Source organism: Pseudomonas sp. D4-21 (genome assembly GCF_051132125.1).
Taxonomy (GTDB): Bacteria; Pseudomonadota; Gammaproteobacteria; order Pseudomonadales; family Pseudomonadaceae; genus Aquipseudomonas.
The window spans coordinates 2,235,355-2,261,675 of record NZ_CP071664.1; the positions used below are offsets into that span (position 1 = coordinate 2,235,355).

27 protein-coding genes are annotated in these 26,321 nt (G+C 62.8%); 17 read left to right on the plus strand and 10 right to left on the minus strand.

Annotation, left to right across the window (positions count from 1 at the left end; all coding sequences use genetic code 11):
* Positions 1-58 precede the first annotated feature (58 nt).
* Positions 59-1,324, plus strand: coding sequence for a cytochrome P450 (locus J3Q04_RS10170; protein WP_434606481.1), 1,266 nt, complete (start codon positions 59-61; stop codon positions 1,322-1,324).
* Here J3Q04_RS10170 and J3Q04_RS10175 read toward each other — a convergent pair.
* Positions 1,294-2,079, minus strand: a complete 786-nt coding sequence (locus J3Q04_RS10175; RefSeq protein ID WP_434606480.1) for an MBL fold metallo-hydrolase — start codon at positions 2,077-2,079, stop codon at positions 1,294-1,296. The genes J3Q04_RS10170 and J3Q04_RS10175 overlap by 31 nt on opposite strands.
* Before the next feature lie 92 nt (positions 2,080-2,171).
* Between J3Q04_RS10175 and J3Q04_RS10180 the strand changes: the two genes are divergently transcribed.
* Positions 2,172-3,140 carry a GlxA family transcriptional regulator gene (locus tag J3Q04_RS10180; RefSeq protein ID WP_434606477.1) on the plus strand — a complete coding sequence of 323 codons (969 nt, stop codon included), beginning with the start codon at positions 2,172-2,174 and terminating at the stop codon, positions 3,138-3,140.
* Positions 3,141-3,152: 12 nt separating this feature from the next.
* On the opposite strand, the gene kefC is transcribed toward J3Q04_RS10180, so the two are convergent.
* The 4 genes from kefC to J3Q04_RS10200 form a co-directional block, all read right to left on the minus strand.
* The gene (kefC, locus tag J3Q04_RS10185) at positions 3,153-4,979 is read right to left on the minus strand and encodes a glutathione-regulated potassium-efflux system protein KefC (protein ID WP_434559519.1); all 1,827 of its coding nucleotides are present in this window, start codon (positions 4,977-4,979) and stop codon (positions 3,153-3,155) included.
* Position 4,980: 1 nt separating this feature from the next.
* Positions 4,981-5,502, minus strand: a complete 522-nt coding sequence (gene kefF / locus J3Q04_RS10190) for a glutathione-regulated potassium-efflux system oxidoreductase KefF (RefSeq protein ID WP_434559517.1) — start codon at positions 5,500-5,502, stop codon at positions 4,981-4,983.
* 102 nt (positions 5,503-5,604) lie between these two features.
* On the minus strand, positions 5,605-6,951 hold the full coding sequence (locus tag J3Q04_RS10195) for a HAMP domain-containing sensor histidine kinase (RefSeq protein ID WP_434606474.1): 1,347 nt from the start codon (positions 6,949-6,951) through the stop codon (positions 5,605-5,607).
* Positions 6,948-7,658 carry a response regulator gene (locus J3Q04_RS10200; protein ID WP_420763531.1) on the minus strand — a complete coding sequence of 237 codons (711 nt, stop codon included), beginning with the start codon at positions 7,656-7,658 and terminating at the stop codon, positions 6,948-6,950. Before J3Q04_RS10200 ends, J3Q04_RS10195 begins: the two co-directional genes overlap by 4 nt.
* Before the next feature lie 333 nt (positions 7,659-7,991).
* Here J3Q04_RS10200 and J3Q04_RS10205 point away from each other — a divergent pair, with 333 nt between their 5' ends.
* The 4 genes from J3Q04_RS10205 to J3Q04_RS10220 all read left to right on the plus strand — a co-directional run bounded on the left by J3Q04_RS10205 (position 7,992) and on the right by J3Q04_RS10220 (position 11,004).
* Positions 7,992-8,777 carry an MlaA family lipoprotein gene (locus J3Q04_RS10205; protein WP_434606471.1) on the plus strand — a complete coding sequence of 262 codons (786 nt, stop codon included), beginning with the start codon at positions 7,992-7,994 and terminating at the stop codon, positions 8,775-8,777.
* On the plus strand, positions 8,770-9,009 hold the full coding sequence (locus J3Q04_RS10210; protein ID WP_434606468.1) for a hypothetical protein: 240 nt from the start codon (positions 8,770-8,772) through the stop codon (positions 9,007-9,009). Before J3Q04_RS10205 ends, J3Q04_RS10210 begins: the two co-directional genes overlap by 8 nt.
* A 146-nt stretch (positions 9,010-9,155) precedes the next feature.
* Positions 9,156-10,457 carry an Nramp family divalent metal transporter gene (locus J3Q04_RS10215; RefSeq protein WP_420763534.1) on the plus strand — a complete coding sequence of 434 codons (1,302 nt, stop codon included), beginning with the start codon at positions 9,156-9,158 and terminating at the stop codon, positions 10,455-10,457.
* Positions 10,458-10,524: 67 nt separating this feature from the next.
* On the plus strand, positions 10,525-11,004 hold the full coding sequence (locus J3Q04_RS10220) for a VOC family protein (RefSeq protein ID WP_420763535.1): 480 nt from the start codon (positions 10,525-10,527) through the stop codon (positions 11,002-11,004).
* Here the strand turns inward: J3Q04_RS10220 and J3Q04_RS10225 are convergent, their stop codons facing one another.
* Positions 11,005-11,406, minus strand: coding sequence for a RidA family protein (locus J3Q04_RS10225; RefSeq protein ID WP_434606465.1), 402 nt, complete (start codon positions 11,404-11,406; stop codon positions 11,005-11,007). It lies immediately after the preceding gene.
* 132 nt (positions 11,407-11,538) lie between these two features.
* Between J3Q04_RS10225 and J3Q04_RS10230 the strand changes: the two genes are divergently transcribed.
* Positions 11,539-12,465: a LysR substrate-binding domain-containing protein gene (locus J3Q04_RS10230; protein WP_434606463.1), complete on the plus strand. Its 927-nt coding sequence runs from the start codon at positions 11,539-11,541 to the stop codon at positions 12,463-12,465.
* A gap of 30 nt (positions 12,466-12,495) precedes the next feature.
* Entirely contained in the window at positions 12,496-12,888 is a 393-nt protein-coding gene (locus tag J3Q04_RS10235) for a GFA family protein (protein ID WP_434606460.1), read from the plus strand.
* A gap of 4 nt (positions 12,889-12,892) precedes the next feature.
* Here J3Q04_RS10235 and J3Q04_RS10240 read toward each other — a convergent pair whose 3' ends face one another.
* Positions 12,893-14,338, minus strand: a complete 1,446-nt coding sequence (locus J3Q04_RS10240; protein WP_434606458.1) for an aldehyde dehydrogenase family protein — start codon at positions 14,336-14,338, stop codon at positions 12,893-12,895.
* 180 nt (positions 14,339-14,518) lie between these two features.
* Positions 14,519-14,965: a thioredoxin family protein gene (locus J3Q04_RS10245; RefSeq protein ID WP_420763541.1), complete on the minus strand. Its 447-nt coding sequence runs from the start codon at positions 14,963-14,965 to the stop codon at positions 14,519-14,521.
* Between the two features lie 349 nt (positions 14,966-15,314).
* On the opposite strand from J3Q04_RS10245, the gene J3Q04_RS10250 reads away from it, so the two are divergent.
* The 8 genes from J3Q04_RS10250 to J3Q04_RS10285 all read left to right on the plus strand — a co-directional run bounded on the left by J3Q04_RS10250 (position 15,315) and on the right by J3Q04_RS10285 (position 21,997).
* Positions 15,315-16,163 carry a transporter substrate-binding domain-containing protein gene (locus J3Q04_RS10250; RefSeq protein WP_420763542.1) on the plus strand — a complete coding sequence of 283 codons (849 nt, stop codon included), beginning with the start codon at positions 15,315-15,317 and terminating at the stop codon, positions 16,161-16,163.
* A 54-nt stretch (positions 16,164-16,217) separates the two neighbouring features.
* Complete coding sequence (locus J3Q04_RS10255) at positions 16,218-16,880, plus strand: amino acid ABC transporter permease (RefSeq protein ID WP_030141394.1); 663 nt, start codon at positions 16,218-16,220, stop codon at positions 16,878-16,880.
* A gap of 9 nt (positions 16,881-16,889) precedes the next feature.
* On the plus strand, positions 16,890-17,552 hold the full coding sequence (locus tag J3Q04_RS10260) for an amino acid ABC transporter permease (RefSeq protein ID WP_434559501.1): 663 nt from the start codon (positions 16,890-16,892) through the stop codon (positions 17,550-17,552).
* On the plus strand, positions 17,549-18,337 hold the full coding sequence (locus J3Q04_RS10265) for an amino acid ABC transporter ATP-binding protein (RefSeq protein ID WP_434559499.1): 789 nt from the start codon (positions 17,549-17,551) through the stop codon (positions 18,335-18,337). The genes J3Q04_RS10260 and J3Q04_RS10265 overlap by 4 nt, the downstream gene beginning before the upstream one ends.
* A 26-nt stretch (positions 18,338-18,363) precedes the next feature.
* Positions 18,364-18,753, plus strand: coding sequence for a RidA family protein (locus J3Q04_RS10270; RefSeq protein ID WP_264427496.1), 390 nt, complete (start codon positions 18,364-18,366; stop codon positions 18,751-18,753).
* Between the two features lie 164 nt (positions 18,754-18,917).
* Positions 18,918-19,682, plus strand: a complete 765-nt coding sequence (locus tag J3Q04_RS10275; RefSeq protein WP_434606453.1) for an IclR family transcriptional regulator — start codon at positions 18,918-18,920, stop codon at positions 19,680-19,682.
* A gap of 29 nt (positions 19,683-19,711) precedes the next feature.
* Positions 19,712-20,929 carry an amino acid deaminase gene (locus J3Q04_RS10280; protein WP_434606450.1) on the plus strand — a complete coding sequence of 406 codons (1,218 nt, stop codon included), beginning with the start codon at positions 19,712-19,714 and terminating at the stop codon, positions 20,927-20,929.
* A gap of 153 nt (positions 20,930-21,082) precedes the next feature.
* Positions 21,083-21,997 (plus strand): sugar kinase, encoded by a 915-nt coding sequence (locus tag J3Q04_RS10285; protein WP_434606447.1) that lies wholly within the window; start codon positions 21,083-21,085, stop codon positions 21,995-21,997.
* Positions 21,998-22,119: 122 nt separating this feature from the next.
* Here J3Q04_RS10285 and J3Q04_RS10290 read toward each other — a convergent pair whose 3' ends face one another.
* Complete coding sequence (locus J3Q04_RS10290) at positions 22,120-22,395, minus strand: peptidylprolyl isomerase (protein WP_019690952.1); 276 nt, start codon at positions 22,393-22,395, stop codon at positions 22,120-22,122.
* A 48-nt stretch (positions 22,396-22,443) separates the two neighbouring features.
* A complete protein-coding gene (locus J3Q04_RS10295; RefSeq protein WP_434559493.1) occupies positions 22,444-24,981 on the minus strand; it encodes a PAS domain S-box protein in 2,538 nt (845 codons plus the stop codon).
* A gap of 133 nt (positions 24,982-25,114) precedes the next feature.
* Between J3Q04_RS10295 and J3Q04_RS10300 the strand changes: the two genes are divergently transcribed.
* Positions 25,115-26,233, plus strand: a complete 1,119-nt coding sequence (locus J3Q04_RS10300; RefSeq protein WP_420763549.1) for a PilT/PilU family type 4a pilus ATPase — start codon at positions 25,115-25,117, stop codon at positions 26,231-26,233.
* Positions 26,234-26,321 lie beyond the last annotated feature (88 nt).

Sequence of the window (26,321 nt, forward strand, 5' to 3'; positions counted from 1 at the left end):
GAACAGGCTCCGGCCGGACGATGTCCCAGATTTATCGTCATCAGGCAAGGATTTCGTCATGGCAGACCCTGGTATTCCCGGCCATCGCTGGGCTGATTCGACATGGGCTTTTTTACGCGAGGGCTACCCGTTCATTCGCAAGCGGTGCGCCGCCTATGGCAGCCCGGTTTTCCAGACCCGGCTGCTGGGTCGGCGCACGCTTTGCCTCAGCGGGCTGGAGGCGGCGGAGCTGTTCTACGACGCGCGGCGCTTTGTCCGAACGCCCACGTCCACGCCTGCGCCGCTGCGCAATATTCTGCTGGGGGCCGGTGGGGTCCAGGGGCTCGACGGAGCCCCTCATGCGCGACGCAAGCAATTGTTCCTCGAACTGCTAGACAAGGAAAACGTCCAGCGTTTGACTCAGGTTTATGAAGCTCGCTTGAGCGAGGCCACGGCAAGACTTCCAGTGGGCGAGGCGTTCGAATGCCTGCCTTGGATCGAGGCCCTGTTGTGTCGGTCGGTCTGCGAATGGGCCGGCGTTGCGACGATGAGCGACCAACAAATGCACCGGCTGACCCGGCGGTTGGCCTCGTTGATCGACGGCAGCGGTCGCCTGGATTGGCGCATGCCGGCCGCGTGGTGGCGGCGCAAGGCCTGCGAAGCCGAGGCCGCGCGCTGGATCGAAAGCTGCCGGCGAGGCGCCCACCCTGCGTTGCCGGAGTCCCCTCTGCACAAGCTTGCCCAGCATCGTGATGAGCAAGGGCAATTGTTGGCGCCACGGGTAGCGGCCGTCGAATTGCTCAACATTCTGCGCCCGGTGGTCGCGGTGGGGCGCTTCCTGTTGTTCGGGCTGATCGAGCTGGAGCGACAGCCGCGATGGCGCACCTCCATCGCCCGCAACGAAGGCGCGGCGTGGGCCTTCGCCGAGGAAACGCGGCGCTTCTACGCATTCTTTCCGATGGTGGCCGCGTTCGTGCGCGAGAGCTTCGAATGGCGCGGCTATCGTTTCGACAAAGGCACCCGGGTGCTGCTGGACCTCTTCGGCAGCAACCGCGATGCGGCGCATTGGAAGGCGCCGGACAGTTTTTCGCCCGAACGTTTCGGCCAATGCCCGATGAAAACGTCGGTCATCAGCCAGGGCGGCGGCGAGTACACCTACCACCGTTGTCCTGGCGAGCCGTTGACCTTGTCGTTGATGCAGGCAACGTTTGAATATTTGTGCCGGCACCTACAATGGCGTTTGGACGTGAAGGCCGTCGATTTCCAACGCCTGCCCATGTTGCCCCGAGAGGCCGTGCCGATGACCGTGACGGGTCATTGGGGGGACGAAAAGACCAGTGCCTGACCGTCGTCCGGGATGAGCAGCCGTTCCGCAACCCCCGCCCGCTCGGCGGCAGCGCGCAGTGCCGCTCGTGTCGTCGGGCAATGGCTGATGGCTTCCAGGTGATTGGCCACCACGGTCCCACGAGACAGACGGGTGAATTCCAGGGTTTCTTCCATGCCCATGATGATGTCGTCGCCGATATCGAAACGTGCCCCGCCTGCCGGTACGACGCTGACCTGCGGCTGATGGCGCAATACGAAATCGCACACAGTGGGGGTGAGCACGGTGTCGCCGGTGAGGTAGACGCTGGGCTCGCCGGGCAACTCGATCAGGTAGCCAACGCCGTGCTCCATCAGCTTGCCCACCAGGCCCCGTCCGTGGGTGCATTTGACGGACCGAATGCTGCCACCCAGGAACGCGCCGGGTTGCTCGTGATCGTTGGCGAGCGGTTGGACGTTCAAGCCTCGCCTGGCGAGGTACCCGGCGTCGCGGGGCGTGCAGATGACCGGGATCTGGCGTTCTCGCAGCCAGTGTTTCGCCGCCCGATCGAGATGATCGAAGTGGCCTTTCTGGCAGTGCGTGATCAGACAATGAGTCACGGTTTCAAGAGCGCTTGCCGTGGACGCCGGCAGCTCCACCAGCGGATTGCGCTGGGTCGCGCCGAACAGGCGAAGCGGCGGCAGGGCGCCTTTGCCGGCCAGCATGGGGTCGACGAGCACGCGGTACGGGCCGAACTCAAGGATGATCGTGGCGTTGCGGATCTGTTGGATTTTCATGGAGCGTTCCTTGTTGGGCGAGCGTTCCATGGTGCCGATCCCGGGCGATGGGCATAATGGCTGGATCTGACATCCTTGATTCAATTTGAGCCATGCCGAAAAAACTCCGCGTCGGTTTGTTGCTGTTTCCCGGTTGCATGCCTGCCGGCCTGTTTGCCTTTGCTGATTTGCTGCACGCGGCCAACCGCCGCAGTGGTCGGGTGCTGTTCGAGGCGACCTATGTCGCGCTGCAAGCCGGCCCGGTGACCTGCGCCCATGGCATCGGTCTTCAGGCTGAGAAGTCGTTGGGCGAGGCCGACCTGGATGCGCTCATGGTGCCTGGTTTCTGGGCCGAATCGGCCGAACAGGTCAAGGGTGTGCTTGCCGGCCAGGCTCCGCTGTTGAAAGCGCTGTCAAACCGCCCCCGGCGCTTGCAACTCTGGGCCTACTGCACCGGGGTCTGTCTGCTGGCCGCCTGTGGCCGATTGGACGGGCAGGGCGCGACAGTCACCTGGTGGTTGGCGCAGTCGATGCAGGAGCAGTACGGCAACGTGCGCTGGCAGAGCGAACAGAACTGCGTGTTCAACGAGCGAACCGCCACCGCGTCGGGGGTGAACGGTTACCTGCCCATCGCCGAGCACCTGATCGAACGTAACGTCAGTCACGATGCACTGCGCGATATTACCCGGCTGATGGTGTTGCCGCGCCCGGCCGTCCCTCACGTGGCGTTTCAGGGGATTGCGCTGATACAGCAGCCCGACGGATTGCTGCGCCGGTTGCATGGCTTGATCGAGCAGATGCCGGCGGAGCAGATCACGGTCAAGGCGCTGGCGAGTCGGCTTGCCATGTCCGAGCGCACGCTGGCGCGCAAGGTTGGCGACGCAACCGGCCAGACCGTCGCCGCGTATGCCCGGTGCATCAAGTTGAATCAGGTGGGCGAACGCCTGACATTGACGTCGCTGCCCCTGGCCAGCATCGGCGCCGAGCTGGGTTTCAGCAGCAGCTCCAACCTGCAGCGGATGTTCAAGGCGCTGACAGGGCTGACGCCGGTGCAGTACCGGCGCCAGTTCGGGCGGGTGTGAAGCTGGGGCGCGTCAGCTGCGCGCCTGCTCCTTCTCGTTTCGGTGATGGTCCGGCCAGCTGTCGACCGGGTGCGCGCGGTCCTCGTTGAACATTTCCGTGAGCAGCGCATTGGCGCGGCGGTAGGCGTCGTGCCGGAACTTGAGGTCGTCTTCCGGCTGGGCGACGATTTCTTCTAGCATCTGCAGGTTGAGACGACGGAACTGGTCGGCGCGTTCGCGCGCCTCGTATGCGCCGACACCCATCTGCACCAGCGCGCGTCGACCCAATGACAGCGCGCTTTCAAAGGTCTCCCGCTCGGCGCTTTCCACGCCCAACTGCCGCAGGGTGATCAGGTGCGCCATGTCCCGCGCCCGCACGATCAGTTTCAATCCGGGGAAGTGTTCCTGGGCCATTCGGGTCAGCGTCAGGTTGTCCTGCTGATCGTCTATCGCATTGATCAGCACCATCGCCTGGGCCGCGCCGGCGGCGTGGAGCAGATCGAGGCGCGTGGCGTCGCCGTAGAACACTTTTACGCCAAACTTGCGCAGCGTCTCGATGTTGTCGGGGTCATGGTCGAGAACCACCACCTCAACGCCGCAGGACATCAGCAAGCGACCGGCGATCTGCCCGAAACGACCGAAGCCGGCAATGATCACCCTTGGATTCTGCTGGTCGACGAGATCGGATTGCTGGTTGTCCTTTTTGGTGGCCGATTCCACGCGGTCCAGCAGCAGGATCAGCAAGGGCGTCAGGCACATGGACAGGGCGACCGCCAGCGTCAGGCTTTTGCCCCACTGGTCGGTGAGGATGCCGGCCAACGTTGCAGCGCCGAACACCACGAACGCGAATTCACTGCCCTGGCCGAGCAGCACCGCTTGCCAGGAGCGCTGGCCGGCGGGCACGTTCAGGAAGCGGCTGACGGTCTTGATCACCAGCAGTTTGATCAGGATGAAACCCAGGGTCAGGGTGATGACCTTCAGCGGTGCGTTGATCAGCGTGCCGAAATCGATCGACATGCCCACGCCGATAAAGAACAGCCCCAGCAGCAGGCCCTTGAACGGCTCGATGTCGCTTTCCAGGGCGTGGCGGTATTCGGAACTCGCCAACAGCACGCCGGCGAGGAACGCGCCCATGGCCATCGACAGGCCGGCCTCTTCGAGAAGAAAGCCGAAACCGAACACCAGGAACAGCGCCACCGCACTGAAAATCTCCCGCAGGCCCGAGCGCGCGGCGAAGCGCAGCAGCGGTCGCGTCACGTAGCGCCCCAGCAGCACGACGACGCTGATGGCGGCGACAATTTTGACGATCGACAGCGCCAAGGCCATGCCTGACGGGGTTTGGCCGTGGGCCGACAACAACGGGATCATGGCGACCAGGGGAATGGCCGCGATGTCCTGGAACAACAGCACCGCAAAGCTGCTGCGCCCGACGGCGGTGGCGGTCAGGTTGCGTTCGCTCATCGCCTGCATGGCGATGGCGGTTGAGGACAGGCTCAACGTCAGGCCGACCAGCAGCGCCGCCGTCCAATTCAGCCCCAGGGCCGCGCAGAACGCGGCGATTGCACCGCCGCAGGCCAGCATCTGCAGGGCGCCGCCGCCGAACACCATCCTGCGCAGCGCCCACAACCGCTTGGGGTCGAGCTCTAGACCAATGATGAACAGCATCAGGACGACGCCGATTTCGGCGAACTCCAAAATAGCTTTTACATCGGTGATGAGCTTGAGGCCCCACGGGCCGATCACGCAACCGGCCAGCAGGTAACCCAGCACCGGGCCCAGGCCGAAGCGCACGGCAATCGGCACGATCAGCGTCGCCGAGGCCAGGTAGATGAGCATCTCGATCAGGCTGTGCGTCTGCATTTCAATCTTCCTTCCAAGCGGCCAGGCGTGCGCCGTAGTGTTCGATTTGTGCCCGTTGAGTGTCGGACTCGGCGGCGTAGGCGCCGTGCACGGCGACCGGCTCGAGCCAGCGCATGTGGCAATAGAGCGCCGTGGCATGGAGCGGCTGGGCCAGCGCGGAAAAGTCCGGGTACGCGCCGATCTGGAAATGCTCCCGTTCGCCACCCGTGCTCACGGCCCACAACAGGCGCTTACCGTTGAGGGCCGTGGCGCCTTTGCCATAGGCCCAGCCATGGGTGAACACTTTATCGATCCACAATTTCAAGAGAGGCGGCATGCCGTACCAGTACATCGGGTGCTGGAGGACAATCAGGTCAGCCTGCTCGGCAGCGCGCTGTTCGGCCTCGACGTCGATGTTGAAGTCTGGGTAAAGCTCGTAGAGAGACCGTATGACCACGTCTGGGTTGTCGGACGCGCGCTTGAGCATCTGTTGGTTGACCCGCGATTGGTCGGGGTAGGGATGGGCGTAAACGATCAGGATCATCGGGGCGGTTCCGCGCGACAGGGCCAGGTCAAAAGGCCGGACATCCTACCGAGTAAGGCACGTGTTGTTTAGGACATTGTTCGCCGCAATGCCGTGCCGAGGTCAATTGAGCGGCAGCGAGACCCTGACCTCGAGGCCACCGTCCCTGCGGTTCCTGAGCATCAGCGTTCCGCCATGCTCCAGTACCGTCGCCCGTGCCGCCGACAGGCCCAGCCCGACGCCACCAGTGTTCTTGTTACGCGAGCCTTCGATGCGAAAGAACGGCGCGAACACTTGCTCCTGATATTGGAGCGCGATGCCCGGCCCGCGATCGACGATGCGGATCTCGACGCAGTCGGCGAAGGACTTCAACCGCACGCCCGGTTCGCTGCCGTATTTCGCCGCGTTGTCGATCAGGTTGCTCAGCGCCCGCTTGATCCCGATGGGCCGGCCGACATACACGAACCGCTGGGCGCCTTCGAAGGACACTTCGGTGCCAGCGTCCCGGAAATCGTCGACGACGGTGTGCAGCAGTTCCGCCAGGTCGAACGCCGTGGCGTGTTCCAGGCGCGCTTCGTCGCGGAAGAATTCCAAGGCGGCGTTGACCATCGCCTGCATCTCGTCGACGTCCCGGAACAACCTCGATTGCTGTTCGGGGTCCTCTATGAATTCGCCGCGCAGGCGCATGCGGGTCAGGGGGGCTCGCAAGTCGTGGGAGATGGCGGCGAGCATCTGCGTGCGGTCCTGGACGAAGTGCTTGAGCTGGGCCTGCATGGCGTTGAACGCCAGGATCGCCTGGCGGATTTCGAAGGGACCTACGACCGGGATCGGCGGTGCCCGGAAGTCCACGCCAAAGCGTCGGGCGCCCTCGGCAAAGCGCTCCAGCGGTGTGGCGAGATGTCGCGTGGCGATCAGGGCAACGATCAGTGTCGACAGCATGATCAGCGCGATGATGATCAGGTTGCGGGCCCATTCTCCCAGGCCCCAGCTGCGCGAGGTCACAGAGACGGTTACCCAGGAGCGATCGGACAGTTCGATGATTACGGCGTAGCGCCTGGCGGGGTCATCGGCTGGCCAGTCTCCTGGTTCGTAGGCGTCGATCCGTGCGTCGGGCCTGCCCAACTGCCGATGCAGGAATGCCGAGCCTTCGCTGAACTCCGGGTCGTCGATCACCGGTAGCCGCGCATCTTCATAGCGCCGCAGCCACTGGACGCTGAACGCCTCGTCACTGGCCGCCACGGCAATGTCGGGTCGTTGTGCGGGCTTGACCGAATCAATGATGCGGGTAATCGCTGCGGCCTTTTCCATCAGGCCGGTTTCCATCAGGGGAGGGCGCGCCCAGGCGCCGGCCAACAGGCTGAACAGTTCGTTGAGCGCCAGCAACGTCAGCATCGCCACCATTGTGGTCAGCGCGATCCAGCGTGCCACGGTGTCCCGTGGTCGATGGACCTTCGTGGGCCCGGTGGTCATCGCTTCACCACGTGGGGACTGAACAGGTAGCCACTGTTGCGAACGGTGCGGATCATCGACGGACCGGTGACGTCGCTTTCCAATTTGCGCCGCAAACGGCTGACCTGGACATCGATGCTTCGGTCAAACGCATCGAAGGTCTCACCACGGGCCAGGTCGAGCAGTTGCTGGCGGGTGAGCACCCGGCGTGGATGTTCGGCGAAGACCAGCAGTAATTCGAATTCCCCGGTAGACAGCGGAATCATGACCTTGTCGGGCGAGCGCAATTCGCGACGGGTGACGTCCAGTTGCCAACCTTCGAACTCCAGGGTCGGCCGGGCGAGGTCGCCCGGGCTGCCCCTGGCTTCGCCGGTGCGCCGCAGGACGGCGCGCACCCGGGCCAGCAATTCTCGGGCATCGAAGGGCTTGGTGAGGTAGTCATCGGCGCCCATTTCCAGGCCGACGACACGGTCGCTCAATTCACCCATGGCGGTGAGCATGATAATCCCGACCCGGTGCTCGTTGCGCAGGCGCTGGCACAGCACCAGCCCATTGTCGCCCGGCAACATGACGTCGAGGATGATCAGGTCTGGCTGCCGGCGCTCCACCGCTTGCCACAGGGCGTTGCCGTCGGCGGCGACTTCGACGCTATAGCCATGTTGCTCAAGGAATTTGCGCAGCAGGGCGAGGACTTCGAGGTCATCGTCCACCAGTAATAAGTGGCTCACGGTGGTCACGTCGGGCAATGAATACGGGGTGCAATACTAGGGTCAATCCGGGCCTGCGTCATTTATTTCAATCCGGAAACAAAGCTGCCGGCGGGCAATATTCCGGAAATCTGCGGGCAAGAAAACGGCGGCAGGATGGGGTCGATGTCGGTCTCTCCAGAGTCGATTCTGAACCTGTGGCGAGCGAGCTTGCTCGCGCTTGAGTGCGAAGCGCTCACCGCTTTTTTAGGGCCGCTTCGCGCCCCAGCGCGAGCAAGCGCCCTCGCCACGGGTTTGGTGTTTGGCTTTTAACCGGCATAGGCACCCCTCCATTCCTCCCCGAGATAGCCCCGCATGTCGATCCTCAAACCCGCGCCGCTGTTTGTCCGATCCACCGTCATCGTCGCGCTGGCGGTACTCGCCAGCGGCTGCACCAGTACGCCAACCGCCAAGCCGGGCAGTTGCGAAAGTGTTCCCTATGCGGTGCACGATCCGGCCGAACCGGTGAACCGCGGCATCTTCGCCTTCAACCGTACCGTGGACGATTACGCCCTGGCCCCCGTCGCCCGTGGGTATCGCAAACTGCCGGACATGTTCCAGGCTGGCATACACAACTTCGTCGTCAACTTCGGTGAGCCCAAGGTGTTCATCAACGATTTGCTGCAAGGCAATGGGCAGCGTTCGGTCACGACTCTTGGGCGCTTCGTCATCAACACCACCGTGGGCATCGTCGGGCTGATCGACGTGTCGGGCAAGATGGGCATCGCGCGTCATGAATCGGATTTCGGCCAGACGTTTGGCGTCTGGAATATCGCCCCCGGACCGATCGTGGAATTGCCGCTGCTGGGCACTGCCAACCTGAGGGACGCGACCGGCAAGGTGGTGAGCTTCGTCGTGGACCCTTTCGGCGACAACAGCGATACCGTCCAGACCCTGGGTACGATCAAGACCGTGGGCGGCGTCGTCGATGGACGCGCGCAGGCGCTGCCGCTCACCGACCAGTTGCAGGCGCGACCGGACTATTACGTGGCGCTGCGCGACGCCATCGCGCAACGACGTGCTGATTTCGTCGCGGATGGCAAACTGGGCGCCGTCCAGGACGAGCCGCAATGCCCGGAACGCGGTGGCGCCGATGAATAGCCAGGCGCTGGTCCTGCATCGGCGGGTGAAGACCATTGACCAAGGCTCGCTGCATTGCCGCGAGCTCGAACTGCGGCTTGCCGAGGACGGCCAGCACGTACTGCTCAGCCGCTACGTCGAATGGTACGACCCGCAGCAACCGGGCCTGTGTGCAGCCCAGCACTATCGCGTGCCGTTGGCGAGCATGATTCGCTGGATGATCAACAATGGCGAGCGGGGCAACGGGCCGTGACGATGCGCGATCTCCCCGGCGTGTAACCATGTCGGGGAGTTGAAACATTTTTACATACTTCCAGCTTAATTATGGTTGTACGATGTCGTACGAAATATGGTCGACTGTTTCCGTTCCTCACAAAAAAAATAACGGAGATTCCATCCATGTCGAGCATTCCCTCCGCAGAAGGCCAGGCCGTGGCCCCCGCGCAGAGCCGCTTCGTACGCCTCTTGAAGCTACTTGGCCCCGGTATCATCGCGGTACTGTCATGGCTGGGCGCTGGCGATCTCATCACATCTTCCGTGGCCGGCGCGAACTACGGCTACGCAATGATGTGGGTGCTGGCGGTGTCCTTGCTGCTCCGATACCTGATCGTCAACATCATTGCCCGCTTCCAGCTGTGCAATAACCAGGGCATGACCATCCTGCAGGGTTACGCCCAGCTCAATCCGTTTTTCGCCTGGTTCATGCTGGTGTATGCGCTGCTCATGGGGCACCTGATGAACGCCTACATGATCAAGGGCGCCGGCGAGGCCTTGGCGATGCTGCTCAAGACCGACTACCCGCTGCTGTGTTCGGTGGCGGTGGTGTTGGCGGTGTGGATGCTCGTCGGGCGCAATATCTACTCGATGATCGAGGGCGTGATGAAAGTGTTGCTGGCGATCATGACCCTGGCGTTCCTCGCCTTGGCGGTCATGTCCGGCCCGGATGTCGCCGGGATCGTCAAAGGCACCATCGGCTTCAGCATTCCACCCGATGAAGGCGTGCACGGTGCGCTGCTGGTGGCGGTGTCGGTGATTGGCGCGGTGGCGGGTTCCATCGCCAACTTCGTCCACCCTTATGTCATGCGCCAGAAAGGCTGGGTTGGCCCTGAGCACAAGCGCATCCAGCGCAACGACCTGTTGTTTGCGGTGTTTGTCGGGATCGTCATCAACCTGGCGATCTGGATCGTCGGCGCCGAGATCCTGCGGCCTAATGGCATCGAGGTGAAAACCCTGGGCGACCTGGGCAAGGCCCTGGAAATGTTCTTCGGCTCGATCGGTTGGTATGTGTTCTTCGTCGGTGTGTTCGCCACGCTGTTCGCGAGCATTTCCGGCAAGACCACGGCATTCCCGATGCTGATCACCGATGCCTTCCAGCACGTGCGTCCTGAGCGTCGCGAGCGCTATGGCAAGGAGTTCCACCGCGACCCGATGCACAAGTGGTTCATGCTGTTCATCCTCGTCACGCCGCTGATCTGGTCGCTGCCGGGCATGCCAGACTTCGTGACCCTGACCATCGGTGTCAACGCGCTGAACATCGTCGGCCTGCCAGTGATCTCCCTGGGCCTGCTGATCATGTCCAACCAGAAGTCGCTGCTGGGCAAGGAATACCGCAACAACCTGTTCGAGAACATCGCGCTGGTGTTCGCGACCGGCCTGGCGTTGTGGGTGGCGTTCCAACTGGGCGTCGATCTGTTTGCCTGAGCCCTGGGCATTCATCTCTGGAAGGGGCTGCTAGACTTCATGGTCCAGTCCCTTTCGGAGAATCCCAATGAACAACAAGAACAGGATTTGCCTCTGGTACGACGGCACCGCGCAGGACGCAGCTGAGTTCTACGCAAGCACGTTTCCCGACAGCGCGGTGAACGCGATCCACCATGCGCCGGGCGATTATCCGGCGGGCGAGCAGGGCGATGTCATCACGGTGGATTTCACGGTGATCGGCATTCCCTGCATCGGCTTGAATGGCGGCGCGATGTTCAAGCACAACGAAGCCTTCTCCTTCCAGGTCGCAACCGATGACCAGGCCGAGACGGATCGCCTCTGGAACGCGATCATCGACAACGGCGGCCAGGCGAGCGCTTGCGGCTGGTGCAAGGACAAGTGGGGTGTGTCGTGGCAGATCAGCCCCCGGGTTCTGGTCGAGGCGATCACCAGCGCCGACAAAGCCGCCGCCAAGCGCGCCTTCGAAGCCATGATGAACATGACCAAGATCGACATCGCGGCGATCGAGGCGGCGGTGAAGGGGTAGTCAGCTTGCGGTTCCGGGCAACCTGGCAATCACCTTGATCTCGAACTGGAAACCATACAGCCATGTCACACCCACCGCTGTCAGCGTTGGGTGCGGCGCGTGGCCCCAGAATTCGGGCACCACGCTCCAGACCCGTTCGAATATCGATTCGGGATCAACCATGAAGACCGTGACGTCGATCACGTCGTCAAAGCTGCAATCGGCGGCGGCGAGTATGGCCGCAAGATTGGTGAAGGCGCGGCGCACCTGGTCTTCCAGCACGGGCTCGGGCGAGCCGTCCTCGCGGCTGCCGACCTGTCCGGATACGAACAGCAAACCATTGGAGCGAATCGCCGGCGAATAGCGGTTGCGCTCGTAAAGCGCCTGGCGTCCGGGCGGGAAAACAACGTCTCGGGTGGTCATGGGAATCTCTCCATCAATGGCCGAAAGCGGCCGGAACTCAACGATGAAGTCACTCTAGGGCTTGTGCCCGGGCGATAAACGAGCAACCTTGGCGATCACTGTTTGTAGAAACCAAACAATCCGAGGCAGGAAATGAACCGTTTCGATGCGATGCAGGCGTTCGTGCGTGTGGTGGAGTCGGGCAGTTTCACCAAGGCCGCCGAGACGCTGCACATGAGCAAGACCACCGTGACCCAGCTGGTGCAACAGCTCGAAGCGCGGCTGCGAGTCAAGTTGCTCAACCGCACGACACGCAAGGTCAACGTCACGGCGGACGGCGCGGCCTTCTATGAGCGTGCGATTCGCCTGTTGGCGGACCTGGACGACGCCGAGACCAGCTTGTCCGGCGCCCAGGCCCTGCCGCGCGGGCGGCTGCGGGTGGATGTGCCGAGCCCGCTGGCGGCGCTGATCCTGATACCGGCGCTGCCGGAGTTCTACGAGCGTTACCCCGACATCCAGATCGACATGGGCGTCAGCGACCGCATCGTTGACATAATCGACGAAAACGTCGATTGCGTGGTTCGCGGCGGCGAACTGAAGGACCAATCGCTGATCGCCCGACGCGTCGGCGACCTGGCCCTTGGGGTCTTCGCCGCGCCAAGCTACCTGGCGCGTCTGGGTACCCCGGTCCATCCGCGTGAGCTGGAGGATTCCCAACATCGCGTCGTCGGTTTCCTGTGGGCACGCACCGGCAAGGCCTTGCCCTATGCCATGCACCGACAGGACGAGCACCTGCGCATCAAGGGGCGTTACGCCCTGGCGATCGACGATGGCAACGCCTACCTGGCCGCCGGCCTGGCGGGGCTGGGGGTGCTCTGGTTGCCCATCTATATGTCGCGGACTCACCAGGCGCAGGGGACGTTGGTCCCGTTGTTCGAAGATTGGCGCCTGGAGTCGATGCCGATGTACGTGGCCTACCCGCCGAACCGGCACATCAGTGCCAAGCTGCGGGTGTTCATTGACTGGGTGATGGAGCTGATGGCGCAGCATGCGCCTATCCTTGATCGGCAGGCGTCATGACATTTTTCTCGATCGCAGAGGATAACAGCGATGGAACGATTCACCGGCGGTTGCCTGTGCGGCAACGTTCGTCTTGAAGCGTCTGGCCGTCCATACCGGGTCGGCCTTTGCCACTGCCTGGATTGCCGCAAGCATCACGGTGCACTGTTTTTTGCGGCGGCGGTGTTCCCCGAGGACGCCGTCACCGTCACGGGCGAGCCCCGGGATTATGCCGGGCGCTTCTTCTGCCCCAATTGCGGCTCGTCGCTGTTCGCCCGCAGCGGCGACGAGATCGAAGTGCACCTCGGCACGCTCGATAATCCCGACCAACTGACGCCCACCTACGAATGCTGGACCGTGCGCCGCGAGTCCTGGCTGCCGGCATTTGCGTTGGCGCGGCGGTATCAGCATGATCGCGGGGGCAGCGGGCGGACAGAGGAGTAGGCGGTTACTCGAACCCGACAATCGCCTTGATCTCCAGATACTCCTCGAACCCATGGACCCCGTATTCGCGCCCGTTGCCCGAGCGCTTGTAACCGCCGAACGGGGCCATGGGGTTCCAGGTCGGATAGTTCAGCAGCACTTGCCCGGCACGGATGCGCTTGGCCACGGCGCGTACCTGGTCAAGGTCGCGGCCCTGAACGTGCGCGCCCAGCCCGTAGACGGTGTCGTTGGCGATGGCGACGGCTTCGTCCAGCGTGTCGTACGGGATGATGCACAGCACCGGACCGAAGATTTCTTCCTGGGCGATGCGCATGCCGTTGTCGACTTGCGAGAACACGGTTGGCCGGGTGTAGAAGCCTTTGGTGAAACCGTCGACGCGTCCCGGCCCACCGCAAATCAGCTTGGCCCCTTCCTCCAGGCCCGCTTCGATCATCGCCTGCACGCGCTTGAACTGGGCCTGGTTGGCAATCGGGCCGAGCACGGTGTCTTCCGACCGTGGGTCACCGACGATGATGGCATTGGCCGTGGCGGCCGCCAGTGCCTCGACTTCCGCCAGGCGGTTCCTGGGTACGATCATCCGCGTCGGCGCGCTGCAGGACTGGCCGACATTGCGCAACGCCGACATCACGCCGGGCGGCACGGCCTTGGCGAAGTCGGCGTCGGGCAGAAACACGTTTGGCGACTTGCCGCCCAGCTCTTGGGTGACCCGCTTGACCGTGGGGGCGGCGGCTTGGGCCACCAGGGCGCCGGCGCGATTGGAGCCGGTGATGGAAATCATGTCGATGTCGGGGTGCGCCGCCATGGCCGCGCCGACCTCGGCACCGCCGCCGTTGACCAGGTTGAACACGCCTGCCGGCAGGCCGGCGTCATGCACCAGTTCGGCGAACAGCAGGGCGCTCAAAGGCGACAGTTCGCTGGGCTTGAGCACCACGGTGCAACCGGCGGCGATCGCCGGGGCGACCTTGGCGGTGATCTGATAGAGCGGCCAGTTCCACGGCGTGATCAAACCGCAGACGCCGATGGGTTCGCGCACGATGGCGGTGCCGTTCTCGATTTTCTGAAATGCATAAGTGGACAGCACATCGCGCGCCACACGAACGTGTTCGGCCGCCAGCGGCACTTGCATGGATCGGGCGAAACCGATTGCCGCGCCCATTTCCAGGCACAGCACCTGGGCCAGCGCTTCCTTGCGTTCGAGCATCAGTTCATGGATCTTCCCGAGGATTCGGGCGCGATCCGCCACTGCGGTCGCGGCCCAGCCGGGCATCGCCGCCTTTGCCGCCGCGACGGCGCGGTCAACGTCGTCGGATGATCCTTGGGCAACCTCGGCGAGTACCTCTTCGGTGGCCGGATTGACGACTGCCAGCGTCGTCCCCCGAGTCGGCGATTGCCAATGACCATCGATGTAGAACTGCCCGGTATTTTGCGGAATATATGAGGGTTTGGTCATCCATCAGGCTCCCATAGAGCGGTGATGACACTGCCGGCAGCAGGTCGTGGTTGCATGCCGATAAACTACCAAAGCGGCCCTGGCGGGTTGTGCCGTTGTTTGGCTCGGCAAAGAACAATCTGCTGAATATGCCGGGCTGACTTTGCAAAAACGTAGCGAAGGCGCTTCGCAGGCCCGACGCTACCGAGGCGTCGCCCGCAGCCGCAAAAGTGCCGGGGCCCGGCGGGCGGTGCACAGTGTTTTGAGTTGCTGGCGCAACCAGCGCAAATCGTGCCGCCGTGGCGTCGGCAAGCGCCTGGGTCTGGTCCGGCCGACGAGCTCGGTAAAGGTCTGGACGAATGAGGCCGGGTCACCGATGCCCTTGAGCTTGCGCCGTAGTTTTCCGTCTTTATAGAACAGCACGGTGGGCGTGCCGGTGACTTCCGGGTGCCGAGGCGATTGATCGGTGCTCAGTTTGTAGATCACGGCCCGATTCTCGAAGGTCTCGGCAACCTTGCAGAACAGCGGGTCGGCCATGCCGCAGGCGTAGCAGTGCGGATGGCCGAAATAAAAGACCACCGGGCGCCAGGTCTTGAGCGCCGTGCGGTAGTCCTTTTGAGTGCTGACGTGAGTGATGAGCGAGCTCATGGCGGCTTCCCTGTGTCGAGACGTGCCCAGGACCATAAGCAACACGTTCCGGCGACGCTACTGTCAGAGTTGACAGGTGGCGGCCCCGTTTCGGTGCGATGGGTGTATTGCGCCCCCGATAGGCTTCGTAATGGGGCCTTGTTACCCAGCGGCCGTAGCCATCGGTAGCAGCCGCGAGCGGGTCATGGTTGCGCCGCCCGATCCGCTGGATTTCTATCTTCCTGATTTCATTGACGTTCAATTTTCACTCCACCGCATCGAAAGGCTGTGGCACACTTTCTGCTGTCTATTCCGTTGTTACATACCACATTCCGGTATAGCGGAATAAACTCACCCTGGAGTGCTTGCCATGCAACGCCGACCTTCCTTGTTCAAAGCGTGTGTTTTTCTCTTCGCGGCCACGACGGCCGCCATGGGTGTCGCCCAGGCGGCCGACAGCAAGCTGGACAGCGTGCTGCAACGCGGGAAATTGATTGTGGGCACGGGCAGCACCAATGCGCCGTGGCACTTCCAAGGAGCGGATGGCAAGTTGCAGGGGTTTGATATCGACATCGCGCGGATGGTCGCCAAGGGGCTGTTCAATGACCCGGAAAAAGTCGAGTTCGTGGTGCAATCATCCGATGCGCGGATTCCCAACCTGCTGACCGACAAGGTCGACATGAGTTGCCAGTTCATCACCGTCACCGCCAGCCGCGCCCAGCAAGTGGCGTTTACGCTGCCGTACTACCGCGAAGGGGTGGGCCTGCTGTTGCCGGCCAACAGCAAGTACAAGGAAATCGAGGACCTCAAGGCCGCCGATGACGACGTCACCGTGGCGGTGCTGCAAAACGTCTACGCCGAAGAACTGGTCCACCAGGCGCTGCCCAAGGCCAAGGTCGACCAATACGACAGCGTCGACCTGATGTACCAGGCGGTGAACTCCGGCCGCGCCGATGCCGCCGCCACCGACCAATCCTCGGTCAAGTACCTGATGGTGCAGAACCCCGGTCGCTACCGCAGCCCGGCCTACGCCTGGAGCCCGCAAACCTACGCCTGCGCGGTCAAGCGCGGCGACCAGGACTGGCTGAACTTCGTCAACACCACCCTGCACGAGGCCATGACCGGTGTGGAATTCCCCACCTATGCGGCGTCGTTCAAGCAGTGGTTCGGCGTTGAGTTGCCGTCTCCGGCGATCGGTTTCCCTGTTGAATTCAAATGACCCTGTGAGCCCGGGGCGCCCCTCGCGGGCGCACCGTCGAAGGTACTGCCGACCATGAATTATCAGTTGAATTTTGCCGCCGTCTGGCGCGATTTCGACACCTTGCTGGCGGGGCTTGGCCTGGGGCTTTCCCTCGCGCTGGTGTCGATCGCCATCGGTTGCGTGATCGGCCTGGCGATGGCGTTCGCGCTGCTCAGCAAGCATCGCTTGTTGCGGGTGTTGGCCTCGGTGTACGTCACCGTGATCCGCAACACGCCGATCCTGGTGCTGATCCTGTTGATCTACTTCGCCTTGCCGAGCCTGGGCATTCGCCTGGACAAGCTGCCGTCGTTCGTTATCACGCTCTCGCTGTACGCCGGGGCCTACCTGACCGAAGTGTTTCGCGGCGGGCTGTTGAGTATTCATAAGGGCCAGCGCGAAGCAGGGTTGGCGATCGGCCTGGGCGAGTGGCAGGTCAAGGCCTACGTCACCGTGCCGGTGATGCTGCGCAACGTGTTGCCGGCCCTGTCGAACAACTTCATTTCGCTGTTCAAGGACACCTCCCTGGCGGCGGCGATTGCCGTGCCGGAGCTGACCTATTACGCCCGCAAGATCAACGTGGAGAGCTACCGGGTGATCGAAACCTGGCTGGTGACCACGGCCCTGTATGTCGCGGCCTGTTACCTCATTGCCATGCTGCTGCGTTATTTCGAGCAGCGTCTGGCGATCCGCCGTTAGGAGTTTCCCATGTACGAATCCCCCAGTTGGTTGCACGAGTTGTGGGTCGCCCGGGACACTTTGTGGAGTGGCTTCCTGACCAGCGTGCAATGCTCGGCGCTGGCGATTGTGTTGGGCACATTGATCGGTCTCTTCGCCGGGTTGGCGCTGACATACGGGCGGGTCTGGATGCGCGCGCCGTTTCGTTTCTATGTCGACTTGATCCGCGGTACACCGGTGTTCGTGCTGGTGCTGGCTTGCTTCTACATGGCGCCGGCCCTGGGCTGGCAGATCGGTGCGTTCCAGGCCGGTGTGCTGGGCCTGACGCTGTTCTGCGGCTCTCACGTGGCCGAGATCGTGCGCGGCGCCCTGCAGGCGTTGCCCCGTGGGCAGATGGAAGCGAGCCAGGCCATTGGCCTGACATTCCAGCAGGCGCTGGGCTACGTGCTGTTGCCCCAGGCGTTGCGGCAGATCCTGCCGACCTGGGTCAATTCCTCCACCGAGATCGTCAAGGCCTCGACCCTGCTGTCGGTGATCGGTGTGGCCGAATTGCTGCTCAGCACCCAGCAGATCATCGCCCGGACGTTCATGACCCTGGAGTTCTACCTGTTCGCCGGTTTTCTCTTTTTCATCATCAATTACGCCATCGAGTTGCTCGGGCGGCACATTGAAAAGCGGGTGGCCTTGCCATGACTGATATTTCCCTCTCCAACGCCCAACCGCTGCTGGACATTCGTGGCCTGCGCAAACAATACGGCCCGCTGGAAGTGCTCAAGGGCGTTGACCTGAGCATGCAGCGCGGCAACGTGGTCACGCTGATCGGCTCCAGTGGTTCGGGCAAGACCACGCTGCTGCGTTGCGTCAACATGCTGGAAGAATTCCAGGGCGGCCGGATCATGCTCGACGGCGAGTCAATCGGCTATGACGAGGTGGACGGCAAGCGTGTGCGCCACCCCGAGAAAGTCATCGCCCGGCACCGGGCCATGACCGGCATGGCCTTCCAGCAATTCAACCTGTTCCCGCATCTGACCGCGTTGCAGAACGTCACCCTGGGCCTGCTCAAGGTGAAAAAACTGCCCAAGGACGAAGCCGTGGCCCTGGCCGAAAAATGGCTGGAGCGGGTCGGCCTGCTGGAACGGCGCGATCACTTCCCCGGTCAGTTGTCCGGCGGTCAGCAGCAGCGCGTGGCGATTGCCCGGGCGATTGCGATGAACCCGAGCCTGATGCTGTTCGACGAAGTGACCTCGGCCCTGGATCCGGAACTGGTCGGCGAAGTATTGAACGTGATCAAGGGCCTTGCCGAAGACGGCATGACCATGCTGCTGGTGACCCACGAGATGCGCTTTGCCTTCGAAGTTTCGGACAAGATCGTCTTCATGAACCAGGGCCGCATCGAAGAGCAGGGGCCGCCGAAGCAATTGTTCGAGCGACCGCAATCGCCGCGCCTGGCGGAATTCCTCAAGAACACCCGTTTTTAACTTCCATTCAACAAGGAGATAAATCCATGAGCATTACCCGTTACGGCACCGGCAGCACCGCAGGCGGCGGCCAGCCACGGCCCTTCGCCCGCGCCGTGGAGGCCGATGGCTGGCTGCACGTGTCCGGCCAGGTGCCGGCAGTGAACGGCGAAATCATCGTTGGCGGTATCGTCGAGCAGACCCACCAGACCATGAAGAACCTGATCGCCATTCTCCAAGAGGCCGGTTATGGCCTGGAAGATGTGGTTCGCTGCGGTGTCTGGCTGGAAGACCCGCGGGATTTCTGGAGCTTCAACAAGGTGTTCGGTGAGTATTTCAGCCCGGAACACGCCCCGGCGCGGGCGTGTGTGCAGGCGAGCATGATGGTCGATTGCAAGGTCGAGATCGACTGTGTGGCCTACAAGAAAAAGGCCTGACCACGATCTTCTGGCGAATTCGCTCCTGTGGCGAGGGAGCTTGCTCCCGCTGGCCTGCGCAGCAGGCCCATTCTTTACGACCGCTGCGCAGCCGAGCGGGAGCAAGCTCCCTCGCCACAATAAAGATACATGCGATTATGGGTGAAATTTCAGGAACCAAAGACATGACCGAAGACACCATCAAACGCCGGGCCCGGGGATTGGATCGGGCGTTCGATATCCTCGATTTCCTCAAGGAGATCGGCCAGCCGTTGCGCCCGAACGACATCGCCAGGGGCATCGGCAGCCCCAAGTCCACGGTCTATGAGCTGGTGGCGTCGCTGCTGGAGCGTCGCATCCTCGAGCCGGTGGGCAAGGATGGCCATGTCTACCTGGGGCGCCAGTTGTACTTTCTCGGCCAGGCGCATTTGCGGCATTTCGACCTGAGCCGCGAAGCCGACCAGGCCTTGCAGGACATCGTCCGGCAGACCCGGGAAACCGCGCAGATGTGTCTGCTCAACGGGCGCAAATACACGGTCGCGCTGATGAAGGAGGGCGAGCGGCACTTTCGCATCTCTTCGGACATCGGTGAAAACGCTCCGATCCCCTGGACGGCCTCCGGTCGCCTGTTGCTGGCGCATCTGAGCGACCAGCAGATCATCGACCTGATCGACCCCGATGACTTCATCCTGCCGGACGGCGAACGCCTGCCGCTGGAGCGGTTTCTAGGAGAGATCCGCCAGGCCGGCATCGATGGATTTTTCTCCTTCGATAGCGTTGCCGACACCTTCACCCACTGCTTCGCCGCACCGGTCAAAGACCCCAACGGCGTGGCCATCGCGACCCTGTGCATCGTCGCCCCGAGGGCTGACGCCAAGAACAATTACGCCGATTACCGCCGGGTGCTGATCGAAAGCGCCAACCACCTGGCCCGTCGCATCAACGAATAGACAGCCTTGGCTGTGTGAGGAGTTCGAACATGTCTTCTGCCATTACTAACGCGGGCGTCGAGAAGGGCGCCGCGCCCATCGGCGCTCATTTGCTGCGGGACGTGAGCCTGCCGGCGCTGGTGCTGCATCGCGAGGCCCTGGAGCACAACATCCGATGGATGCAGAAATTTGTCAGTGACAGCGGTGCGCAGCTGGCGCCCCACGGCAAGACCAGCATGACCCCGGCGTTGTTTCGTCGCCAGATCGAAGCCGGCGCCTGGGGCCTGACTTTGGCCACGGCGGTGCAGACCCGTGCCGCCTACGCCCATGGCGTACGGCGCGTGCTGATGGCCAATCAATTGGTCGGCAAGCCCAACATGGCATTGATCGCCGATCTGCTGGCCGACCCGGCGTTCGAATTCCATTGCATGGTCGATCATCCGGACAACGTCGCCCAGCTCGGCGCTTATTTCGCTTCTCGCGGCGTGCGGCTGAACGTGATGATCGAATACGGCGTCGTCGGCGGTCGTTGCGGTTGCCGTACCGAAGCCGAGGTGCTGGCCCTGGCCGAGGCCATCGGAGCGCAACCGGCACTGGCATTGACCGGCATCGAAGGCTATGAAGGGGTCATCCACGGTGATCATGCCGTCAGCGGCATCCGCGCATTCGCCGCTTCCCTGGTGGGGCTGGCCATGCAGTTGCAGGACAGCGGCGCGTTTGCCATCGACAAACCCATCATCACCGCCTCGGGGTCGGCCTGGTACGACTTGATCGCTGAATCTTTCGAAGCCCGCAACGCCCAGGGCCGTTTCCTCAGCGTGCTGCGCCCCGGCAGTTACGTGGCCCACGACCATGGCATCTATAAGGAGGCCCAGTGCTGCGTACTGGAGCGGCGCAGCGATTTGCACGAAGGCTTGCGTCCGGCCCTGGAAGTCTGGGCCCACGTGCAGTCGATGCCGGAGCCGGGCTTCGCGGTGATCGCCCTGGGCAAGCGCGACGTGGCCTACGACGCCGGGCTGCCGGTGCCGCTCAAGCGCTACAAGGCGGATTCTGATTCGGTGGCAGGCGACGATGTCAGCGCCTGCAAGGTGACGGCGGTGATGGACCAGCATGCGTTCATGACCGTGGCGCCGGGGGTCGAGCTGCGGGTCGGGGACATCATTGCGTTCGGGACCTCCCACCCGTGCCTGACATTCGACAAGTGGCGGGTGGGGTGCCTGGTGGATGAGGGGTTGCGGGTGGTTGAGCTTATGGAGACTTGTTTCTAAGGCTTGAGAGCGAGTCGCGGCTATCGCGAGCAGGCTCGCTCCCACATTGGATTTGTTGTGGATACAAAACCAGTATTCACCCACGATCCCTGTGGGAGCGAGCTTGCTCGCGATAGCGGTCCGCAATACACCACCGAACCATCAGGACCATCCATGAGCAACTCTAGACCCCGCATCGCCCTGATCGGCGAATGCATGATCGAACTGCAGCACCGCGCCGATGGCAGCCTGCAGCAAAGCTTCGGCGGCGACACGCTGAACACTGCGGTGTATCTGTCCCGTGCGTTGGGCGACAAAGGCTCGGTGGATTACGTCACCGCCCTGGGCGACGACTCTTTCAGCGATGCCATGTGCCAGAGCTGGGCTTCGGAAAACATCGGGTTGGAAAGGGTCCAGCGTTTGCCCGGTCGTCTGCCGGGCCTGTATTGCATCCAGACCGATGCGGCGGGCGAGCGGCGTTTCCTGTACTGGCGCAACGAGGCTGCCGTGCGGGATTGCTTCACCACGCCGGCCGCCGTGCCGATCCTGGAAGCGCTGCCCGGATACGACGTGCTGTATTTCAGCGGCATCACCCTGGCGGTGATTGGCGAGCAGGGCCGGCGCAAACTCATCGAGGCCCTGATCGAGGCACGGCGCCGGGGCGCGCAGGTGGTGTTCGACAACAATTACCGGCCACGGCTCTGGGCCTCGGTCGAGGCGGCCCGGGCGGCCTATCGCAGCGTATTGCCCTATGTGGAGCTGGCGTTGCTGACCGTGGATGACGAACAAGCACTGTTCGGCCATGCCGACAGTGACGCAGTGTTCATCGCCTATGAGCAACTGGGGACACCGGAAGTGGTACTCAAGCGCGGCGCCGAGGCGTGCCTGATTCGTTGTGATGGCCGGTCTTATGACGTGCCGGCCCAACGGGTAGAGCGCGTGGTGGATACGACAGCGGCGGGGGACTCGTTCAGCGCCGCCTACCTGGCGAGTCGCTTGCTGGGGGGCAGCCCGGCGGAGGCGGCCGAGGCCGGGCATTTGTTGGCGAGCCGGGTGATCCAGGTGCCGGGGGCATTGATACCAAAGTAGCGGGATGACACAGAACCTGTGGGAGCGAGCCTGCTCGCGAAAGCGTTGGGTCAGCTTGCACAAATGTTGACTGGACCGCCGCCTTCGCGAGCAGGCTCGCTCCCACAGGGGCCAGCAACGCTTCAATCCCTATAAAACACCTGCACCAGGTGATAGCCAAACTTGCTCTTGATCGGCCCATGCACCACCCGCAGTGGTTTCTTGAAGATCACCGCGTCGATGGCGCCGACCATTTGCCCGGGCCGCACTTCACCCAGGTCGCCGCCGCGCTTGCCGGAGGGGCAGGTGGAGTATTTCTTTGCCAACACGTCGAACGCTTCGCCCTTGGCGATGCGTTGTTTGAGCTGTTCGGCTTCTTCGGCGGTTTTCACCAGGATATGGCGGGCTTGGGCTTTCATTGCGGCACAGACCTGAAGGGGGCGAAAGGGCGGCGATTATGCCTCAAGTCAGTGGTCATGGTTGATCATCGTCCGAATCTTGTTGGCCAACAGGTCCAGGGTAAACGGCTTGGCGACCATGTCCATGCCCTGATCCAGGAAACCTTGGCGTTCGGCGGCTTTCTGCGCATAGCCGGTCATGAACAGCACCTTCAAGCCGGGCCGGTGCTGACGGGCGATTTCCGCCAGCTGGCGGCCGTTCATGCCCGGCAGACCGACGTCGGTCACCAGCAGATCGATGCGTTGCTCGGATTCGAGCAATACCAGCGCCCGCTTGGCGTCCTCGGCTTCGAGGGCGGTGTAGCCCAGGGTGGCGAGCAGGTCGAGCACCAGCATGCGCACCGCCGGTTCGTCCTCCACCAGCAACACCGTTTCGCCGGCGATGGCGGGCGGAGCGTCGGTGGTAGTCGGTGCCGTTGCCTGTTCCGCCGGCGCGACGTGCAGGCGCGGCAGGTACAACTGCACGCGCGTACCTTGGCCCGGGACACTGTCCAGGCTCAGGTGACCGCCAGATTGCTGGGCGAAACCATAAATCATCGACAGCCCCAGGCCGGTGCCCTGGCCGATGGGCTTGGTAGTGAAAAACGGATCGAAGGCCTTTGCCAACACGGCGGGGGTCATGCCGCTGCCGTTGTCGCGCACGGCGATCATCACGTAATCGCCGGCCTTCACCGGCTCCAGCGTGCTGATGTCGCTGCCGTCGAGGTAGACGTTGGCGGTCTCGATGTTCAACTCGCCGCCATCGGGCATCGCGTCCCGGGCGTTGATGACCAGGTTGAGCAAGGCGTTTTCCAATTGGCTGGCATCGGTGCTGACCGGCCACAACTCGCCGGCCAGTTGCAGTCGCAGCACAATGTGATCGCCGGTGGTGCGGCTCAGCAGGTCTTCAAGCGAGCGAACCAGCGTATTGGCATCCAGAGGCTTGCGGTCCAGTGACTGGCGTCGGGAAAAAGCCAGCAGGCGGTGGGTCAGGGCGGCGGCGCGGTTGGCCGATGAAATCGCAGCTTCGGTAAAACGGCCGATCTCGGCGGCACGACCGGAGGCGATGTAGCGCTGCATCAAGTCGAGGCTGCCGAGGATGCCAGTGAGCATGTTGTTGAAGTCATGGGCGATGCCGCCGGTGAGTTGGCCCACGGCTTCCATCTTCTGCGCATGGCGCAGGGCTTCTTCGGCGCGTTCGCGTTCGAACATCTCGCTTTGCAGGCGGTGGTTGGCCTCGGCTAGCTGCTGGGTGCGGGCGATCACCCTTTCTTCCAGCGTTTCGTTGAGGTGGCGCAGGGCTTCCTCGGTTTTCTTGCGCTCGGTTTCGTCGATGACAAAAATGTAAAAACCGTTCACCGATCCGTCGGCGCCACGGCGTGGCAGGTAGTTGATCAACGCATGGCGCGGCCGGCCGTCGCGGTGGGGCGACTCTACGGTGAAACTGCACGGCTTGCCCACCAGGGCGCCGGCGATCTGTTCGGCTCGGGCGGCGTAGGCCTCGTCGCCGATGACCTCACGGATGGTCTTGCCGTAGAGCTCTTGCGGCGTCAGCCCGTACCAATTCAGGTAGGCACTGTTGTTCAGCCGGAAACGCTCCTCGCGGTCGACGTAGCCGATCAGCACCGGCATGGCGTTGATGATCAGTTGCAGCTCGGTCTGGCTCTGGCGCAAGGCATGTTCGGTGCGCTTGCGTTCGGTCAGGTCCAGCGCCGCGCCGAGAAAGCGCTTGGGCCGGCCATGGCGATCCTTGTAGCAACGTCCACGCACGAACACCCAGCGCAGCTCGCCGTGGGGCTGCTGCAGCCGATACTCCTCGGCGTACTCGGTGCCATGGGTGATGCAGTGCTTGATGCTGCGCGCAACCATCGCCCGATCTTCCGGGTGGACGCCCTCGAGATAGGCGCTGATGGGCAATTGCCGTGACAGGGCCGGGTCGACGCCATGGAGGAGGGCAAAATGCGCGTCGGCGATGAAGCGATCCTCGCCGATGTCCCAGTCCCAGGTGCCCAACGCATCGGTGGCCGCCAAGGCCAGTTGCAAGCGTTCTTCGCTTTCCTGCTGGGCCTTGAGGCTGGCCTCGGAGCGCCGTTCGAATTCCTGAGCCAGGCGTCGCCGCTCGCCCGTCTCGATGGCAGTGATCAGAATTCCGGCGACGCTGGCGTTTTCGTCATGGATCGGGCTGTAGGTCAGGTCCAGCCAGACATCGCAGAGGCGGCCGCCAAATGGCATGCGCCAACGTTGATCGCGGCAGGTGCGCACCCGGCCCTGCAACACGCTGCGATAAACCCCTTCGGTTTCGCTGCGAAGTTCGGGCCAGGCCGTGTGGGTTGGCTGGCCAAACGCCCTGGGGTGCTTGTCGCCGACCAATCGCGCATAGGCGTCGTTGTACAGATGGATCAACTGCGGTCCCCACAGCACGGCCATCGGCATGGGCGAATGGACCACGATGTCCACGGCGGTGCGCAGGCTCGGGGGCCAGGTTTCTTGGGCGCCCAGCGGGCTGGAAGTCCAGTCCAGACGGGCGATCAACTGCTGTGTGTCGCTGCTGGCAGGTACTGCATTCATCACGGGAATCCCTGGATGTCATGTCGATGCTGCGGCTTCTACTATCCTCTGAAGAAGGTAAGCGCGGGTTGATCTGAAGTTTTTCTGGCTCGGGTCAGCGTGTCCATTGAAGTTCGCGGAAGTTTTTATAGTCATGGAAATTGATCCTTTACTGCGAGTCCTGGCAAGCCAGGACGGCTCCGACCTCTACATGTCCACCGGCGCGCCGCCCTGCGCGCGTTTCGAAGGTGTGCTCAAGCCGCTGAGCAACCAGGCGTTCAAGGTTGGCGACATCGCTGGGCTTGCCGAGTCATTGATGGACGCCGAACAGCGCCTTGAGTTCGATCGGGAATTGGAAATGAACCTGGCGATCTCCCTGGCCGGTGTCGGACGGTTTCGCGTCAACATCTTCAAACAGCGCAATGACGTGTCCATGGTCATACGCAACGTCAAGCTGGATATCCCGCGTTTCGAAGACCTGAAGCTGCCCAAGGTGCTGCTCGAAACCATCATGCACAAACAAGGGCTCATGCTGTTCGTCGGCGCCACGGGCTCGGGCAAATCCACATCACTGGCGGCGCTGATCGACTACCGCAACCGCAACAGCAGCGGCCATATCATCACCATCGAGGACCCGGTGGAATATATTCACCGGCACAAGAAATCCATCGTCAACCAGCGAGAAGTCGGTGTGGATACCCGCAGCTTCCACGCCGCTCTCAAGAACACCCTGCGCCAGGCGCCGGACGTAGTACTGATCGGCGAAATACGCGACCGCGAGACCATGGAACACGCCTTGGCCTTCGCCGACACCGGCCATCTGGTGATTTCCACCCTGCATGCCCACAACGCCAACCAGGCCCTGGACCGGGTGGTCAATTTCTTCCCGGAAGAACGCCGGCCGCAACTGCTGCAGGATCTGGGCAACAACCTCAAGGCGTTTGTCTCCCAGCGGCTGGTGCGCACCCGCACCGGCCAGCGGCGGGCGGCCGTGGAAGTGATGCTCGGCTCGCCCACGGTGGCCGACCTGATCCGTCGCAACGAGCTGGGCGAGCTCAAAGGCATCATGGAAAAATCCGAGGAACTGGGGATGCAAACGTTCGACCAGGCGCTGTTCAACCTGGTGGTGGAAGGGGCGATCGATGAAGAAGAGGCGTTGAAAAACGCCGACTCTGCGAACAATCTGCGCTTGCGGCTCAAGCTCCATGCCGAATCGGGAGCGGCGCCACCGGCTGAGCCGTCGGCGGGCGGGGAATGGGGGCTCATGGACTGATCGGTTTGTAGTGCGACCGCGTTATCTTTCATCGCGAGCAGGCTTGCTCCCACAAGGGATTTGGGTGCAAACGGTCCCCTGTGGGAGC

What these genes read in the sequence shown, in the direction of transcription:
- J3Q04_RS10170 (WP_434606481.1), top strand. Translation starts at nt 59, where the DNA reads ATGGCAGACCCTGGTATTCCCGGCCATCGCTGGGCTGATTCGACATGG.
- J3Q04_RS10175 (WP_434606480.1), bottom strand. Translation starts at nt 2,079, where the DNA reads ATGAAAATCCAACAGATCCGCAACGCCACGATCATCCTTGAGTTCGGC.
- J3Q04_RS10180 (WP_434606477.1), top strand. Translation starts at nt 2,172, where the DNA reads ATGCCGAAAAAACTCCGCGTCGGTTTGTTGCTGTTTCCCGGTTGCATG.
- kefC (WP_434559519.1), bottom strand. Translation starts at nt 4,979, where the DNA reads ATGCAGACGCACAGCCTGATCGAGATGCTCATCTACCTGGCCTCGGCG.
- kefF (WP_434559517.1), bottom strand. Translation starts at nt 5,502, where the DNA reads ATGATCCTGATCGTTTACGCCCATCCCTACCCCGACCAATCGCGGGTC.
- J3Q04_RS10195 (WP_434606474.1), bottom strand. Translation starts at nt 6,951, where the DNA reads ATGACCACCGGGCCCACGAAGGTCCATCGACCACGGGACACCGTGGCA.
- J3Q04_RS10205 (WP_434606471.1), top strand. Translation starts at nt 7,992, where the DNA reads ATGTCGATCCTCAAACCCGCGCCGCTGTTTGTCCGATCCACCGTCATC.
- J3Q04_RS10210 (WP_434606468.1), top strand. Translation starts at nt 8,770, where the DNA reads ATGAATAGCCAGGCGCTGGTCCTGCATCGGCGGGTGAAGACCATTGAC.
- J3Q04_RS10215 (WP_420763534.1), top strand. Translation starts at nt 9,156, where the DNA reads ATGTCGAGCATTCCCTCCGCAGAAGGCCAGGCCGTGGCCCCCGCGCAG.
- J3Q04_RS10220 (WP_420763535.1), top strand. Translation starts at nt 10,525, where the DNA reads ATGAACAACAAGAACAGGATTTGCCTCTGGTACGACGGCACCGCGCAG.
- J3Q04_RS10225 (WP_434606465.1), bottom strand. Translation starts at nt 11,406, where the DNA reads ATGACCACCCGAGACGTTGTTTTCCCGCCCGGACGCCAGGCGCTTTAC.
- J3Q04_RS10230 (WP_434606463.1), top strand. Translation starts at nt 11,539, where the DNA reads ATGAACCGTTTCGATGCGATGCAGGCGTTCGTGCGTGTGGTGGAGTCG.
- J3Q04_RS10235 (WP_434606460.1), top strand. Translation starts at nt 12,496, where the DNA reads ATGGAACGATTCACCGGCGGTTGCCTGTGCGGCAACGTTCGTCTTGAA.
- J3Q04_RS10240 (WP_434606458.1), bottom strand. Translation starts at nt 14,338, where the DNA reads ATGACCAAACCCTCATATATTCCGCAAAATACCGGGCAGTTCTACATC.
- J3Q04_RS10245 (WP_420763541.1), bottom strand. Translation starts at nt 14,965, where the DNA reads ATGAGCTCGCTCATCACTCACGTCAGCACTCAAAAGGACTACCGCACG.
- J3Q04_RS10250 (WP_420763542.1), top strand. Translation starts at nt 15,315, where the DNA reads ATGCAACGCCGACCTTCCTTGTTCAAAGCGTGTGTTTTTCTCTTCGCG.
- J3Q04_RS10255 (WP_030141394.1), top strand. Translation starts at nt 16,218, where the DNA reads ATGAATTATCAGTTGAATTTTGCCGCCGTCTGGCGCGATTTCGACACC.
- J3Q04_RS10260 (WP_434559501.1), top strand. Translation starts at nt 16,890, where the DNA reads ATGTACGAATCCCCCAGTTGGTTGCACGAGTTGTGGGTCGCCCGGGAC.
- J3Q04_RS10265 (WP_434559499.1), top strand. Translation starts at nt 17,549, where the DNA reads ATGACTGATATTTCCCTCTCCAACGCCCAACCGCTGCTGGACATTCGT.
- J3Q04_RS10270 (WP_264427496.1), top strand. Translation starts at nt 18,364, where the DNA reads ATGAGCATTACCCGTTACGGCACCGGCAGCACCGCAGGCGGCGGCCAG.
- J3Q04_RS10275 (WP_434606453.1), top strand. Translation starts at nt 18,918, where the DNA reads ATGACCGAAGACACCATCAAACGCCGGGCCCGGGGATTGGATCGGGCG.
- J3Q04_RS10280 (WP_434606450.1), top strand. Translation starts at nt 19,712, where the DNA reads ATGTCTTCTGCCATTACTAACGCGGGCGTCGAGAAGGGCGCCGCGCCC.
- J3Q04_RS10285 (WP_434606447.1), top strand. Translation starts at nt 21,083, where the DNA reads ATGAGCAACTCTAGACCCCGCATCGCCCTGATCGGCGAATGCATGATC.
- J3Q04_RS10290 (WP_019690952.1), bottom strand. Translation starts at nt 22,395, where the DNA reads ATGAAAGCCCAAGCCCGCCATATCCTGGTGAAAACCGCCGAAGAAGCC.
- J3Q04_RS10295 (WP_434559493.1), bottom strand. Translation starts at nt 24,981, where the DNA reads ATGAATGCAGTACCTGCCAGCAGCGACACACAGCAGTTGATCGCCCGT.
- J3Q04_RS10300 (WP_420763549.1), top strand. Translation starts at nt 25,115, where the DNA reads ATGGAAATTGATCCTTTACTGCGAGTCCTGGCAAGCCAGGACGGCTCC.